Genomic DNA, 15,170 nt, shown 5'->3' on the forward strand with positions numbered 1-15,170 from the left:
TCATGATTGTAAAAAACTAAAAATGCGGCATTCATGTTTCTTCAAACCATCACAGTAGCTATGGTAAAGAAGAAAGATATTTATCCGCATTTGAACAAACTAAAAAATAAAGCTTCAGTAAGGAAGCTTTATTTTATTTTCTAAACCTGCCACTCGAATTGGCCCTAAAAGTGTTAGACTGGTTAATTTTTCAGCCATAAATGCAGGGCTAAATTTCATATCACTTTCTAACCAAGAACAAATGACACCTATATGAGCTGATGTGATATAGCTAATCAGGATATCTTTAGGGATATCAAGTCCATCCTCTGCTTCTCCAATCGAAGAGATTAGCTCTCCATACACTCTTTTCTTTACAATTTCCGTCATATGACTTCTAAATTGAGGTAATCCTCGATCACTTAGCATGACTTTAAAATAATCGGCATGGTCATAGATGAATTCGAAAAGCTTTAAGAAAGAAACGGATTCATCGTTTTCTTCTACTTTCGAGGAATCCTCATTATTTTGTTTTGGTTTCACTTTCTCTATTAGCTCTTCTAGAACTTCATTCATACTCTGCATGAGAAAGTCTTGCTTATCTTGATAATGCAAATAAAAGGTTCCCCGCGTTAATTCTGCTTTTTCCGTAATTTCTTGAATCGTAATGGATGTAACGTCTTTCTCTTTAAGAAGTTCAACTAAAGCGTCTCTTAAGTATTTATTTGTTCTTTTTATCCTAGGATCTACTTTTGCTTTTTTAGACATTGTTCGTCTCCTTGTATAACTTTTATTGAGTCTCAGGCATATGATTATGACTTGTATAGGTGCAGCCATTTAGGCCTTTTCTGATGATTAACTATTTAAATTAAACTACCCTGTATCAACAACATACATTCTGTACATGATGTAAACTAATGAACATTATGTATATTAAGTCTCACAAAATATAATCAATCTGTCAATATCAAAAACTGATTAAGAACGAATCATTTGGTTGTTAGATATGGATGGCGCGAACGTAAGAGCAAAATCTTTGGTAATGAAAGAAAAAGAACTGAAAGATATAACTGGCGATGTAAGAAGTGCTGGTTTTTATATGCTGGAGATTGGACTATTGAGATAGCTTTTACATAGCAGACTAATTAAACAAATAATGATTTTGCACAATGAATGTTTGAAACTTTCCAATATATGAATCTGCTTGTTTAGATACCATCATCTCAATCGGATCAAGCAGGTTTTTAAACAAAACAGCATGTCCAAGCTGATCTTCCAGCCATAAATCCCTTAATTTGACTAAGCTAAAAGGAACCGGCTCCTTACTGTTAGTGATAGGATAGAAGGTTAAATAAAAAAGAAGTCACCTTTTGGTAACTTCTTTTTTTCTCCTATGCATATGTGATTAAAACAAAAATATATAAGTTTTTTATTTTTCAATATCTTCATCGCTAGGTTTTCGTTTATGTTTCTCACTAATAATTCTCTTGTTCAGTATCCTTACCTCACCCACCATTAGTAGTCTCATATCTTTTACAATATATTTAGCCAATTCTTCATCAGAGATATCATCACTATCAATATCAAGACGAAATTCCTGTCCTTGTATTCCACCGCCATTAGTAAAATCGACTTCAAAGTCAAAAATGACTCTTTTATCCATGTCTAATCCACCTTAACTTGTTTTAATCATCTAATATATATTCGGTTTAAGAAAACAAATGCCCTATCCAACAACTATCTAATGAAGCTTATTGTCTGATAAGTCCCGGTAAAAGGACTTTTAAGTTCTAGATTGGTATTAAAAAAGGAATAATACTGTGGTAAAGGAGATTCTTTAGAACCTTAGACACCTGTTTACACCACTAAAATAAATATAATTAAAAAAGACAATGGGTTGAATAAGCTACGCTCTATTAACTCATCTTAACAATGTAACTACATTTGAAGGGAGATTTAAAAATGAGTCAGAAACGCGATAAAGGCAATAGTCAGAAAGGCAAACCAAATAGCAATACGGTAGATCCAGTAATTGCAGCAGAAGACGTGGGAAAAGCAATTTTTCCAACTAATAAGCCTCCTGGCAACGCAAAACCTTAAAAGAAAATTAGAGTTGTATTATTAGCTGCCTGTTTGGCAGCTTCTTCTTAAGAAAAGAACTTAATTAATAAGTACGAATATGCTCAGACTTTTACGTTTTTTATACGATTTTTAGTACAAATGTTGGGACTTAGATGATGTAAAATCCTCTCTCATTTCTACTCAAATACTCTTCTTCAGCCCGCATTCTCAACATTCCTATAAGAATACGCGACCCTTTACAGAACTTTTGAAGTAAGATGAATTGCAGTTATCAAATCGTCCTCTTAACTTATTATTAAGATTAATTTTTAGAGAGTTTTTAACTTAGAACGCTTTAAGATATCTAACTGTTACTTACCTTCGTTGCATATAAATAAGCAACATAGTCAGTCATAACTCCAGGATATCCCATTTGGCGCAACATAGCTGTTATATTTCCACGATGATATGTTCCATGATTAACTACATGTTGGATTAATTCAAATAGATTAGTTTCTAACTGGCCAAAATTAGGATGTGCGCAGAAAACGAGTTGATTAAGGTTATCTTGGTGGTCAAAAAATGTTTTAAATTGCTCAGATAAGTTAAGAAACATCATCTCCATTTCCTCGATGCTTTTGCCTTTTATATTCTCTCTTAGTTGTTTTCCTGATTTGATAATTTCATCAAAACTATAACCTGACATGACACTTAACCATATAGTATCAGTAGCATAAATATGTCCTAACACCTCCGATACAGAAGAAAAAACATTCTTAACCTCCTTGTGGTAAATATCCTGAGGCAAGCCTTTTAAGTGACTAAAAATCTTTTGATTTGCCCATACATGGTAGTTATAAAACTGTAATTCTTGACCCTTCACTTGAGATTCCTCCTTATTCTAAAATCCACGACCAATATTAGGTATTCCTCATTGTTTTCAAAACACCTTCAAATGATTATTGAAAAAAGCATTGATTCTTTACGTTTTATTTAGGTACCGAAGTAAGGCTGCATGTGTACTCATGAGATTCAAAAAATGAACTGTAGTAGGCTATGTGGAGACAATTATCTAGTATCTCTTCTTTAAATTATTTTATCTTGACACTGTTCTAAAGGCGTGATTAGATATATGTGTTAACTTTAAATAAAATAAAGTTAACACATATTGTTTTCGGTGGTGAAAGTGCATTGTATTGGGAAGAAGATATAAAAAGAGAACTTGCCTATTTAGATGAAATTTTTCAAAAACGGCACCTTGTTACTACAGAATTTGCTGAACAACCATGGCTTACATTCAATGGACATAAGATGTTAAACCTTGCCTCTAATAACTATTTAGGCTACGCAGGAGATAAGGGGCTGAAGAAAGCAATGAGTGATGCTGTGATGACATATGGAATAGGAGCAGCAGCTTCACGCTTAATAGTAGGAAATCACTCTCTTTATGAGAAAGCAGAAAAAGCACTTGTTAATTGGAAAAAAGCTGAGGCAGGACTTATTATCAATAGTGGTTATAATGCAAACCTAGGAATCATTTCAGCCTTGGTTCCGCGTAATGGTTTCATCTTCAGCGATAAGTTAAATCATGCAAGTATCATTGATGGCGCCCTACTGAGCCGTGCAAAACTGCAGCGCTATCGCCATAACGATATGAACCACCTAGAAAATTTATTAAAAAAAGTTCCCTTGGAGTCACGGAAGTTAATTGTAACAGATACTGTTTTCAGCATGGATGGTGATTTTGCCAAGCTCGAGGATCTTGTTAAATTAAAAGAGCAGTATAACGCACTGTTAATGGTTGATGAAGCTCATGCAAGCGGTGTATACGGAAAAAATGGTGAAGGATATGCACATTTTCTTGATCTGCAAGATAAAATTGATATTCAAATGGGAACGTTTAGTAAAGCGCTAGGGTCATTTGGAGCTTATGTTACCGGAAAACAGTGGCTGATAGATTATTTTAAAAATAGAATGCGAGGATTCATTTATTCAACTGCTCTTCCCCCTGCTATACTCGGTGCAATAACGGCTGCGATTGAAAAGGTGCAACAAGACACAGAGCGTCGCGCACTTCTTCAACAACATGCACTATTTTTTAGAAAAGCACTTACATACGAAGGATTTAACACATGCAAAAGTCAATCTCAAATCATTCCAATTTTGACGGGAGAAAACAAAAGAACAATGCAGTTTGCAGAGCGTTTACAGAAAGAAGGAATTGCTGCTATTGCAGTTAGGCCTCCTACTGTTCCTGAGAATAAAGCAAGAATTCGTTTTACTGTAACAGCCGATCATACTCAAGAAGATTTAGATTGGGCCATAAAGAGAATTTCTCTAATTGGAAAAGAAATGAGTGTGATTCAATGAAACCATCCACTATTATAATATTTCCCGGATGGGGAATGGAAAAAGCAGCGTTTCACCCAATCATAAAATCATTGTCTACTATATGTAACGTTTTGTGTACAGACTGGAGAGGTGTAAAAGAACTAAGTGACTTTAGAGAACGAGCAATTCAATTGCTTACTTCTACTCAAGGTACTGTTTATTTAATGGGTTGGTCATTAGGTTCCCTTGTAACGCTTGAACTTGCAAGTTTATACCCTAACAAGATAGAAGGACTCATATTAATTGGCGGAACTAGTCGCTTTACAAACGACGTGCATAATACAAATACAGTTGGATGGGAGCAACGTATCGTTGAACGTATGAAAAAACAACTACAGCGTAATAAAGAAAAAACCCTTACTGCATTTTATAACGCTATGTTCACTAAATCTGAAAAAGAAGAAGAATTTCATCATCAATTTATTGAAGTTGTTCAGCGTGATTATCAAGGAGACAGTACGTACTCCCTCCTTAAAGGGCTAGATTATTTACTTCAAAAAGATGTTAGAATGCAACTCAATCAAATTCAAACTCCTTGTTTGTTAATCCATGGAAGAGATGATCAAATATGTTTACCTGAGTCTTCTTCTTTCATAGCTGAAAGGATTGGTGGAAAAGTGCAGCTGTGTATCCTAGAAAAAACTGGCCATATTCCTTTTTTTACGAAGCCTCAGCAATGTACGCAACTTATAGAAAAATTTCTCGAAAAGGAGCTCATTTATGATTAATAAGCAACTCTTAAAGAAAAGGTTCAATAATCATGCTAAAACTTATGATGCTTATGCCGATGTACAAAAAAGTATGGCAAACCAGTTAATAGACCAGCTTTCTACCAATTTCTTCAACCAGGAAATAACTATTCTTGAAATTGGCTGCGGTACGGGTTATTTAACACAATTATTGTGCAAAAAATTCCCTAAGGCTACTATTACAGCAGTTGATTTGTCATCAGGAATGATTGAGTTAGCAAAGAAAAAAGTAATGGAAGATCGAGTTTCATTCATATGCGGAGATATCGAGGAGATAAGTATAGAAAGACGTTATGACCTTATTATTTCGAATGCAACATTTCAGTGGTTTAATAGTCTTCATACGACAATAAAAAAATTGTATAAACAACTTAAGCCTACAGGCAGCCTGCTATTTTCAACCTTTGGTAATCGTACATTTGAAGAGCTTCATTTATGCTACAGTCATGCGAAACAAAAGCTTGGTCTTTTCAGTAACAGTTCACCTGGCCAATCGTTTTTTTCTCTCGAAGGGTTGTCTCAAATTTGTGAACAAGCATTAGTTCCATTGAGAGAGCATCCATTTAAACTATCAAAAATGGAGAAACTAGAGGTTCAATATTTTCCAACGGTTCAGGCATTTTTTACATCAATAAAAAAGATTGGAGCAAGTAACAGTAACGAGGAAAGCTACTGTCAACGCCCTTCTTTTTTTCGTGAATTAATCAACCTATATGAAAATGATTATCGTAATGAGAACGGAATAAAAGTAACCTATCATTGTTTAATATTTAATGTTACAAAAAAGAACCAATAGCTAATCCTGCCCTGGTTACTCTCTAGAAGTGATGGATTGCAGCTAAATTAAAAAGCTCAATACAAGAAAGTATTTCATATAAAACCTCGCATCATCTCATATCAATTTCTATGTGAAAGAGCACGCTTCTTCATACTGTTAGTTTGTTTAATAGTTTTTTGCTCAATCGCCTCTTCTATTTGACATATAAATTTAAGAAAATAACACATACTATAAGCAGTCCGTCCTTCCCGTTGCGGGTGAATGGTCTCTCCTTTCAATAAAGAAGGTTTTCAAAAAGCACCCTTTTATGGGTGTTTTAGTTTTCGGATGTATAATTTTGAAAGGTTAACACAATATTTATAAAGGGAAAGTGTCCCTTTACCTTCCCAGCGTTTCATATTTTTGACCTATGTATTACTTCAAAAATGTAAGGAGAATGATAAGCGTGGAAGAATTAAGACGGTATGTTGATGTTGTTAAGAAAAATATCGAAACTATGAAAGCTCCTGATTACGAAGGGAAAGAGAGGGATTTAGAAAACCAGCAAGAGCAACTAGAGCAGTATGAGCGATACCTCAAAGCAGAAAGTATCTCACCTGAAGGTTTTGATAGAATTGTGGATGCTGCTGTAGGTTATGCATCTAAAGATATCTCTTTTTCAGAGCTAGAGGAAATGTATAATCAATTAACGAAATAGTACTTTGATAATGGATGTTTGTTGAATTACTTTAAATACGTATAACTACAACAAAACGAGCATGTCCTGTAACTACTAAGCCTCCTCCCTTTGCTGACGAATTGCTTCTCCTTTACACGTTAAGTTTATAAAAACGCTCGCCTCCACGGGTGCTTTTTATTTTAAGGTATAATTCTTATGAAAGAAGTAATAGAATTTTTTAGCTAACTCCTTTCAGGTTGCTAGTGTTTACGTTATGTAATTGCCACCAATTAAAAAAGATCAATTGATCTTTTTTATGAATTAATTTGATTGTAACTATATTTTAATATACGCTCACTATTTGTGGATTATAATGGAATTACCACGTGATTATCTTTCTTTTAACTTGCTTTTTACCTTGAGCAAGTCTTTTTGTATTTATCGTTTCAACTTTTTCAAAGAAACATCATGATACAATTAATTTTCACACACGTTATGTTGCATTAAGGACACTTTCCTCAATAGAATGCTGCCCTTTCTTATACGTTTACGGACAATCTATTTAAATCAGTTATAAGATGTTAAAGTAATTATTAAAATGCCACCCATTGTTTGCAGGACAGGTGGATTTTTAATATAGAATGCGGGCTTTTTTATACATGCTCTTTTCTTTTAACTATCCAAAGAATTTAGTCATATCAACGATCTATAAAAACCTCATAATCTAAAAAAGAATCCTTGGAAAAAGCTTACTGCTCCAAGAATTCTTTTACTTAATCGGTTCTTTTAAGAATGATTTCTTAAGCTTATTTAATTTTATGGTTTAGTATCGTCTTTGTCCTGATTGAGCTCCTTTTTGGATTTCTTTACTATTTGATTTAATTCCCGTATGTCCCCTTTTGCATTGATGATTTCAAATATTTGATTTAATCCCTCGTTCGTTTGATCATCATGATCTCTCATCATCTATTCTCCTTATAAGATTACTACTATCATTTTCCACTTTATTAAGAATTATGTTTCTGATTTGATAATATCAAGACAGAGTTCATTTCACCGTCTAACATAAGTTATTATGGTCATATTCAAGATCTCAGGAAATAAATGCCCTTATTAACCATGAAGACATCCCCTATACGAAGTTAGTTTGCGTAAAACATGTTACAGCTAGCAATAACAGTGACTATAATAAGTAACTTTATTATTGGTATATATGCATTAATACTGGCTATTTAATCAATCCTAATTTTGCTGCTACGCTATAGCCTGATGAATTAAATTTAAATCGATTACGAAGTTCAATAAGGTTCGGTCCAAAGCTTGACTCTAGGATCTCTCGATGTTTTTTCATCATTTCATAGATATACAAGTCGTGAATGATAACTTCTGTAATTGGCATAACTAATCCCGGATGCATCGTCCAGGCAGCACGGCTATCCTTACCAAGTGATAATATACCTGCAACTACTTCTCGATCATCAGCACTTAGAACAATCCATCGTCCGCCATATTCATTGGTTATTTCTTCGCTTGCATCATGCTGATGAACCTGCGCAAAGTCAAATACTAAATCTCCATAGGATACAATTAAAATTTCTACGCCTCTTTTGGCTGCTGCTTGTAATTCTTCTTTTAGTTCCTGGGCATCTTCTGCCCATATTTCCAATAGAATACGCCCTGTAGCTTCTTTTATAGCTTCCTTTGTACGATTTAGTATAGGCTCATAACCTGTAATGTTCCAGATGTTTTCTCTGTTTAAAGATACATAAGAATAATTTTCGAGAGCTTCTTCAGCTACTTCAAACGAGGATTCAGCTTTACGTTTTTTCAAGTTGATTAATTCATTAGGAGGTAACGGTGTATATAGAGCGGGATTTTCATGACTGATCATGACTTCTCCTCGATCCACTAGTCCTCCTAATACTTCATAAATTTTAGATCTTGGCACTCCGGAATTTAACGAAATAGCATACCCTGAAAGAGGAGATTTTTCTAGTAAAGCTAAATATGCTTTTGCCTCATATTCAGTAAAATTTACATCTTTCAAAATTTTTATTATATCTAGTGTCATGATTGGTCCTCCTTGATAATACCCGGATAAAGTCAATAATTTTAAACTAAGTATACCATTAGTACCCTTGACAGTTTGGGTTAAAAATTATAATTTAATTCTAGTTGCTACAAAAGTAGCTACTATATAGTTTTTAATCCTACTTGGAGGTGTAATAATGGATACAATGATAGCGAAACAACAAGAAAGCTTAAAAATAAGAAAGGTTAGAAGTGGAAATGGTTTATACATAAGTGCTTCCGTAATAGCCGTCCTTTTATGGAGTACATCGTTTGTTGGAACAAAAATAGCCTATACCTCTTTTCCACCCCTTACATTAGGAGCGGCTCGTTTTGTTATAGCTGCTGTTATTTTAGGACTTATTCTCTTAATCAGGAAAGATAAAACAAAGCCTTCATTCAAAGATATGGGGTTAATGTCTATGAGTGGTGTACTAGGCACTACCCTTTATTTTTCTCTGGAGAACATAGGAGTTGAACTAACAACAGCATCTAATGCCGCTATTATTGTAGCGTCGTATCCTGCTATAACGGTTTTGATGGAATTTCTTTTTTTTAGAAAAAAGACATCATGGGTAAAGGCCCTAGGAATTGGAGTAGCGATGATAGGTGTATATCAAATATCCTATAGTCCTGAAACTCAGACAGATGATAAGCAATTAATTGGTAATATTATATTAATTGTAGCAGGTTTTATTTTTGCTCTCTATAACTTCACAACTCGTAAAGTTGTCAAAAAATATTCCATGATTACTATCTCTTTTTATCAAACTTTGGCGGGAGCTATTACGTTTATTCCATTAGCCTTTATAGAGAAGTCAAGCTGGCAAACACCAGATATACGATCATTTCTAACCTTATTGTACCTAGGCGTTTTCTGCTCGGTTATCGCTTTTTTATTATATAATTTTGGATTACGCAAATTATCTTCTAGTTCTGCGATGACGCTGATGAATCTTGTTCCTATTTTTGGTGTGTTATTTTCTGTTCTACTCCTTCATGAAGTGGTAGGCATAAACCAATTTATTGGTGGAATCATTGTACTTTTGGGTGTAGTTTTGAGCATGAGGGAAACGAGGAAAAAGTATGTTTTAGAAAATAAGTAAAAAGTATAAACCTAAAAAAAGTCCTCAGTCAAAGTAGGGCTTTTTATTTTCAATAAAAAAGTACACAAAAACTGGTATTACGTATCTTCTGATTAAAAATAAATAGATACTATTTATAAACTGGCCCCCAATCGTTAGACACAGCCTGATGATTGGGGGCCAGTATTTAATCTTTATCTTTTAATTTAAGTTCTCTACTTCAGAATCCCAATTTTGATCTACACGGTTAAAGTAAGCTTGTTCAAGAATTTGCATGTAATCGCCCTCGGTAATTAAACGGACGTTACTTGATGTTGAGTTATTTTGCATGGCCAACCTTACAATGCTGGGAAAGTCTTCTTTCTTTACACCCTCTAAATCTTTCAATTTAGGAATGTTTAATGATTCTGTTAATTCTATAATTCCTTGAATTAATTTTTCAACAGCTATTTCATCTGAATCTGAATCCTTGGCAAAGTTCATATACCTTGCTAATGTAGCATGTAATTGCTTATTCTCCATAGAATTGAACCTTAATACATATGGTAAAAACACTGCGTTGGCAACTCCATGCGGGGTATCATAAAGTCCTCCAAGCGCTTCTGCTAAGCAGTGTACTGAGGCAACATCTGCAGATCCAAAACAAAGGCCTGCTAAGAGACTTCCTTCCAGCATATCTTGACGAGCCGCTTCATTTTTACCATCGCGGAAAACGATAGGCAATGCCGAAACAATGGTTCTCATTGCTTGAGCTCCGAGCGCTTGTGAAATAGAATTTGTTACTTTACATGTATAACCTTCAATCGCATGAACGAGTGCATCAATGCCAGTAGCGGCAGTAACAGAAGGCGGAAGACTGAATGTTAGTTCAGGATCAAGAATCGCCAAGACAGGTCTTAACAAACTATGTTTGAGTGTCATCTTTCGGTGTGTAGATGCTTCTGTAATAACAGCAGAACGAGTAACTTCTGATCCCGTACCTGAAGTAGTTGGAATACAAATAACTGGTGCAATGTTTGAATACAGGAGTCGGCCGTCTGCATAGTCAGATGGTTCCCCGCCGTTTGGACCGCACAGTGCAATAGCTTTTCCAGTATCCATTGCACTTCACCACCAATGGCAACAACTGCATCTGCACCAAAGTCACGAAATAATTTAGCACCTTCCAAGCAATTCTTATCTCGAGGATTTTGTTCAATGGAGTCGAATAACAATACTCGATATCCAGAAGCCTCCAGGGCCGTTATAATTGGTGAAACTAGTCCTGTACGGACCACACCTGGATCACTCACAATTAAAATGGATGAACCAATATTTAGGGATTTTAGCATTTCTGGCAATTCTTGAGCTTTTCCCATCCCTACCTCAATTTGAGTAGAACACAAATAGTTATAGGATTTCATTTATACCCCTCCCATTATCTAAAATCAAATACATATCTTAATTAAATTTTAACCTTCTCTACCTCTACAATTAGTAGATTCAACTGTTAGGCTGCGGGTAACTTATATTTATGGTAGTTTAGACAATACACATACAGAATAGTAATGTAGTAGAGAACATAAATAAACTATATGTATATCCAACAAACTTCTTATCATATATAATACAAGCCCCGCCCCAATCATTACAGATGAATATTTAGATTGTTACTATCTAAAAAACCGATTAGTAATCTCTATAATATGTAATCAATTTATTTATGTAAACCAATCTTGGTGTTCAATAAAAATAGATTCAAATACTAATCCCCTTAATGATCCAGTATTACTTCTCTAGTTACATCTAAAAAAGCACTCAAAGCTGGAGATACCCATTTGTCTTTATGCCAGACCAGCTGAGTTACGATTGGAAACTCTGGACCTTTCCATCTTAATACACTCATACTCCCTTCCTCTATTTCCTTCTCCACTGCTAGCTTAGGTAATGCTGCTATTCCAATTCCAGCCATTACACATTTTTTGATGGCTTCTATATCACCAAGTTCAAGGTCATATAACGGTTGAACGGCTGCATCAACAAGTGACGCTTCAAATATATTTCGATAATCGCATTTCTCAGTAAAAAGCAGCGACTGACTATTCAGGTCCGCGGGTCTTACTTCAGATTTATCGGCTAAAGGATGATTCGGCGGACTTACTATAACAATAGGTTCCGCGACAAGCTGCTCGGCAATCAGCTTATCCGAGTTAATGCGAGTCATAGATATTAAAACAGCATCTATGAGACCTTGAGCAAGTAAATCCTCAAAATCATTTTCAGAAATTCCAGGTCGAAAAATCAGTTTCACTTTAGGAAAACGAGCTTGAAATAGTTTCAGCAAAGCTGGTAAGCGATAGGTGCATTGGGTTTCTGAAGCACATATTGTTAACGTCCCACTAGGCTCTTCATTCCCACCTACAGTCTCCTTTGCCTCTTCGGTTAAATCAAGCACCTTGTCCGTATATAGCTTAAAGCGCTTTCCAGCGTCAGTTAAGATAACTCGCTTCCCTAACCGGTCAAAAAGTTGGACAGCAAGTTCTTCCTCAAGAGATTTAACCTGAGCCGTTACACTTGATTGAGCATAGTGAAGGATTTCAGCTGTTCGAGTAAAGTTTAGTTCTCGAGCAGCAACTTGAAAAATTTTTAACTGTTTGAGTTCCATAGTTTTCTCTCCTAAATCATTTTCACCAATAATAATATTATTCTAAATATATCATTTCACTCGTGCTGCTTGTAAGCGTAATGTCTCTCACTACTCGCTTCTCAGAGGAACGTTTGCATATCAAGAATGTATGATGCAAAGCTGCTTATTCCGGAAAAAGAACCCTGGACAGTGAACAGAACTGATCCAAGGGTTCTTCTACTTGATTGGTTCCTTTAAAAATGATTATAGTAACTAAGGTTGAACGCGATATACAGAGTGAAAACAGAAAAGACCTACCTCTTTTCAGTTAAAAAGGTAGGTTTTTCTGTTTCACGACTTTATCTAATGATATCTTATGTGATATCTTATGGCAGCTTGAGTAGGTTGCTCAAATTATAAAAACATATTCAATTCTGAAAAGCAAAAAACAGGATCCATTTTTCTCTAATCTAAGGTGGTTCCTTCTGATAAACCCTATTACGTTATTCCGATGTAATAGAAGAAGGATTTTTACTTTTTAAGATAGAATAGTTCCTTAAAGAATCATAAAGGAGTTGATTTCATGTCTAAACAAATAAAGGATAGAAAAGAAATAAAACTTTTGGATTCTCAAATTTATTTATGTGATGAAATTAAAAAGTTGTTGAAGAAAAAAGAAAAAAGAAGTCTAGCCTTTGAACAAGAGTATACAGAACATGATATATTACACATTGCTTTAAACAGATTAATGAGTGAGTTAATCTCTAGACATTAAAAATGTCACCTATCATGTTTGATATTATTCGAAATAGATAAGTTTAATATAAAAATAGACAGAATATTTCATCAATATCTTTACTTTGTAAACGCTTTCGTTTATACTAAGTATAGGTTGGATGGCATGAGTGGCTGTCATAGTATTTAGCGTAGGCGGGGCTGATACGAGGGAACAGGACATAGAAGAGATGTCCTTTTTTGTTTGGGCAATATTTCTTAGAAACTAGGAAATATTATAAAATGCTTTCAAACGTTTTTTTACTTAGTATGCCCTATCCAGTCTGGAAATTGAAAAAGACCACCTCTTCCCAGTCAAAAGAGGTAGCTTTTTTAAAATTGAATTAACAGTAGTCGTTAGATAATGCTTTATTAAGTTGCTTAGTTTAATAAACTGTATTCGTAGACAACATATTCACCGCTTTTTCTAACAGTAAAATATCTTCTTCAACCATTCTTTTCACATCGTCGAGATCAAGTTGAATATATTCTTCTTTTAAACGTTCTAATTCCCTGACAAACAGGGTTCCCGTATAGTACCTATAATTTGTCACTAATATTTATCCCCTTTGTGTGCTCTTAATATATGTAATTCCCCTTTATTTAGATTAACAACCAATTAAAGCAGGATTTATAAAAAAATAATCCTTCCCTGATGTAGGCAAAGGATTTTTAACTTTATTAGAATAGAGAGAATACGTTATTAGTGTGGCCAGATTTGTAGTTTCATATACATACAAAGTTTAAAAATGTTATAATCACTCTAATTCTCTCTTACCTGAGATTCATAGTTTATTTAGTAAATACTAAAGTACTTCGTATATTATTACAGTTTTATCATTTGCACTTACGGGCGGCAAATAGATGATATATGAAATCGTGATTTTTGTACAATACAAGCACTAGCTTTTTTAATTTCATGATAGTCGGTAAGCTTAGCTTTTTATGGGGAAGAAGTAAGCTTACTTGTTCCATTCCGAAGCTAATATACCCATAAAATATGTATCTACGTACTTCCCATCCACATAGGCATGATTTCTTAATTTCCCTTCGGTAACAAAGCCGATTTTTTCATACAATGCAATTGCCTGTTCGTTTATTCCTCTTGTAGTTAAATAGATTTTGTTTAAGCGGAGCTGTTTAAACCCTAGATCAATCATTTGCTCCATGGCTATTCGGCCGTACCCGTGACCTCTAGATTCTGAAGATAAAAGAATTCCTATACTAGCTCTTCCATGTGCGTAATCTAAATCCTTCAGAAAAACCCATCCAACTAATTCTTTTTCATCGCTTTTAATTCCTAAAATTAAATCGTTGTTCATTCTTTTCTTTTCTACTTCTTGTACTACCTCTTCATAAGTTAAAGGTGTCCTGCCTATCATTCGTATTGCTCGTTCATCGTTTAACCATTTATGTAAGTATTGAATGTGAGTTGTTTCAAATGGCGTAAGGTGTATTTTTTTTGTACTCATTTATTTATCTACTCCTTTTTACGTATATTCAATCTTTATCCTTAATTAGAGTTAATTCATTAGTTTGAGATATTAAATCAATTATCTTATTTCCTTTTTCATAGTAAGTGGAGGCCCCTTCTTGGCTCCTCTCCTTCCACCCTTTTGATTTAATTACTAATTTATATCCTGACGGGATGCCGTTTTCTTCAGAAGCTTTAGACCAATCATAGATATCTACACGTTCTTTTTCTTTTACTAACTTTGCATTTTTAGGGACAGGAAATCCAGAAAATTTAGCGAATGGGATATAGGCAAAGAATGTAACAAAATAGAAAATTACTGCTCCCATTAGTAGAATTCCAGCAATGGTGACCGTCACGATTTTTTTCAACATACTGCCCTTCTTTCAATGACATTTTTAAAACGCGGTAAGTATTATAACCTGTAACAGCATTAAACTTTCTGTTCGAAATAATTATTAGTTTGGCGCCTGTTATTTTAAATTTAAGCACCTTTTTGTACATTCGTCTTATATAGCTGTTTCAACCAGAAATAAAGAATACATT

Annotated in this window: 17 protein-coding genes and 1 pseudogene; 7 read left to right on the top strand and 11 right to left on the bottom strand. The window is 34.4% G+C overall.

Annotation, left to right across the window (positions count from 1 at the left end; genetic code table 11):
• Positions 1-114 precede the first annotated feature (114 nt).
• The 3 genes from JNUCC25_RS18555 to JNUCC25_RS18565 form a co-directional block, all read right to left on the bottom strand.
• On the bottom strand, positions 115-747 hold the full coding sequence (locus JNUCC25_RS18555) for a TetR/AcrR family transcriptional regulator (RefSeq protein ID WP_029323499.1): 633 nt from the start codon (positions 745-747) through the stop codon (positions 115-117).
• A gap of 373 nt (positions 748-1,120) precedes the next feature.
• The gene (locus JNUCC25_RS18560) at positions 1,121-1,315 is read right to left on the bottom strand and encodes a DUF2935 domain-containing protein (protein ID WP_328117316.1); all 195 of its coding nucleotides are present in this window, start codon (positions 1,313-1,315) and stop codon (positions 1,121-1,123) included.
• 93 nt (positions 1,316-1,408) lie between these two features.
• The gene (locus JNUCC25_RS18565; RefSeq protein ID WP_013058399.1) at positions 1,409-1,642 is read right to left on the bottom strand and encodes a hypothetical protein; all 234 of its coding nucleotides are present in this window, start codon (positions 1,640-1,642) and stop codon (positions 1,409-1,411) included.
• 299 nt (positions 1,643-1,941) lie between these two features.
• On the opposite strand from JNUCC25_RS18565, the gene JNUCC25_RS18570 reads away from it, so the two are divergent.
• The gene (locus tag JNUCC25_RS18570; RefSeq protein ID WP_013058400.1) at positions 1,942-2,079 is read left to right on the top strand and encodes a hypothetical protein; all 138 of its coding nucleotides are present in this window, start codon (positions 1,942-1,944) and stop codon (positions 2,077-2,079) included.
• A 325-nt stretch (positions 2,080-2,404) separates the two neighbouring features.
• Here the strand turns inward: JNUCC25_RS18570 and JNUCC25_RS18575 are convergent, their stop codons facing one another.
• Positions 2,405-2,923 (bottom strand): DinB family protein, encoded by a 519-nt coding sequence (locus tag JNUCC25_RS18575; protein WP_029323501.1) that lies wholly within the window; start codon positions 2,921-2,923, stop codon positions 2,405-2,407.
• A 308-nt stretch (positions 2,924-3,231) separates the two neighbouring features.
• Between JNUCC25_RS18575 and bioF the strand changes: the two genes are divergently transcribed.
• From bioF to JNUCC25_RS18595, 4 genes are all read left to right on the top strand, one after another.
• On the top strand, positions 3,232-4,410 hold the full coding sequence (gene bioF, locus JNUCC25_RS18580; RefSeq protein ID WP_078082271.1) for an 8-amino-7-oxononanoate synthase: 1,179 nt from the start codon (positions 3,232-3,234) through the stop codon (positions 4,408-4,410).
• A complete protein-coding gene (locus JNUCC25_RS18585) occupies positions 4,407-5,159 on the top strand; it encodes an alpha/beta fold hydrolase (RefSeq protein WP_078082077.1) in 753 nt (250 codons plus the stop codon). The genes bioF and JNUCC25_RS18585 overlap by 4 nt, the downstream gene beginning before the upstream one ends.
• Positions 5,152-5,976 (top strand): malonyl-ACP O-methyltransferase BioC, encoded by an 825-nt coding sequence (bioC, locus tag JNUCC25_RS18590; protein WP_078082078.1) that lies wholly within the window; start codon positions 5,152-5,154, stop codon positions 5,974-5,976. The genes JNUCC25_RS18585 and bioC overlap by 8 nt, the downstream gene beginning before the upstream one ends.
• Positions 5,977-6,394: 418 nt before the next feature.
• Complete coding sequence (locus JNUCC25_RS18595) at positions 6,395-6,655, top strand: YnfE family protein (RefSeq protein WP_155660631.1); 261 nt, start codon at positions 6,395-6,397, stop codon at positions 6,653-6,655.
• A gap of 777 nt (positions 6,656-7,432) precedes the next feature.
• On the opposite strand, the gene JNUCC25_RS18600 is transcribed toward JNUCC25_RS18595, so the two are convergent.
• Positions 7,433-7,582 (bottom strand): hypothetical protein, encoded by a 150-nt coding sequence (locus JNUCC25_RS18600; protein WP_170960209.1) that lies wholly within the window; start codon positions 7,580-7,582, stop codon positions 7,433-7,435.
• Between the two features lie 262 nt (positions 7,583-7,844).
• Positions 7,845-8,687: a TrmB family transcriptional regulator gene (locus JNUCC25_RS18605; protein ID WP_013084386.1), complete on the bottom strand. Its 843-nt coding sequence runs from the start codon at positions 8,685-8,687 to the stop codon at positions 7,845-7,847.
• A gap of 157 nt (positions 8,688-8,844) precedes the next feature.
• On the opposite strand from JNUCC25_RS18605, the gene JNUCC25_RS18610 reads away from it, so the two are divergent.
• The gene (locus JNUCC25_RS18610) at positions 8,845-9,792 is read left to right on the top strand and encodes a DMT family transporter (protein ID WP_013058408.1); all 948 of its coding nucleotides are present in this window, start codon (positions 8,845-8,847) and stop codon (positions 9,790-9,792) included.
• A 180-nt stretch (positions 9,793-9,972) separates the two neighbouring features.
• Here the strand turns inward: JNUCC25_RS18610 and JNUCC25_RS18615 are convergent.
• Positions 9,973-11,174, bottom strand: a pseudogene (locus tag JNUCC25_RS18615) (iron-containing alcohol dehydrogenase).
• Positions 11,175-11,524: 350 nt separating this feature from the next.
• Positions 11,525-12,415, bottom strand: a complete 891-nt coding sequence (locus JNUCC25_RS18620; protein WP_064471991.1) for a LysR family transcriptional regulator — start codon at positions 12,413-12,415, stop codon at positions 11,525-11,527.
• 544 nt (positions 12,416-12,959) lie between these two features.
• On the opposite strand from JNUCC25_RS18620, the gene JNUCC25_RS18625 reads away from it, so the two are divergent.
• The gene (locus tag JNUCC25_RS18625; RefSeq protein WP_013058411.1) at positions 12,960-13,151 is read left to right on the top strand and encodes a hypothetical protein; all 192 of its coding nucleotides are present in this window, start codon (positions 12,960-12,962) and stop codon (positions 13,149-13,151) included.
• Positions 13,152-13,536: 385 nt separating this feature from the next.
• Here JNUCC25_RS18625 and JNUCC25_RS18630 read toward each other — a convergent pair whose 3' ends face one another.
• The 3 genes from JNUCC25_RS18630 to JNUCC25_RS18640 all read right to left on the bottom strand — a co-directional run bounded on the left by JNUCC25_RS18630 (position 13,537) and on the right by JNUCC25_RS18640 (position 14,998).
• On the bottom strand, positions 13,537-13,704 hold the full coding sequence (locus JNUCC25_RS18630; RefSeq protein ID WP_013058412.1) for a hypothetical protein: 168 nt from the start codon (positions 13,702-13,704) through the stop codon (positions 13,537-13,539).
• A 408-nt stretch (positions 13,705-14,112) separates the two neighbouring features.
• The gene (locus JNUCC25_RS18635; RefSeq protein WP_029323517.1) at positions 14,113-14,622 is read right to left on the bottom strand and encodes a GNAT family N-acetyltransferase; all 510 of its coding nucleotides are present in this window, start codon (positions 14,620-14,622) and stop codon (positions 14,113-14,115) included.
• A gap of 28 nt (positions 14,623-14,650) precedes the next feature.
• The gene (locus tag JNUCC25_RS18640) at positions 14,651-14,998 is read right to left on the bottom strand and encodes a hypothetical protein (protein ID WP_013058414.1); all 348 of its coding nucleotides are present in this window, start codon (positions 14,996-14,998) and stop codon (positions 14,651-14,653) included.
• Between the last annotated feature and the right edge of the window lie 172 nt (positions 14,999-15,170).

The organism is Priestia sp. JNUCC 25, assembly GCF_053667915.1.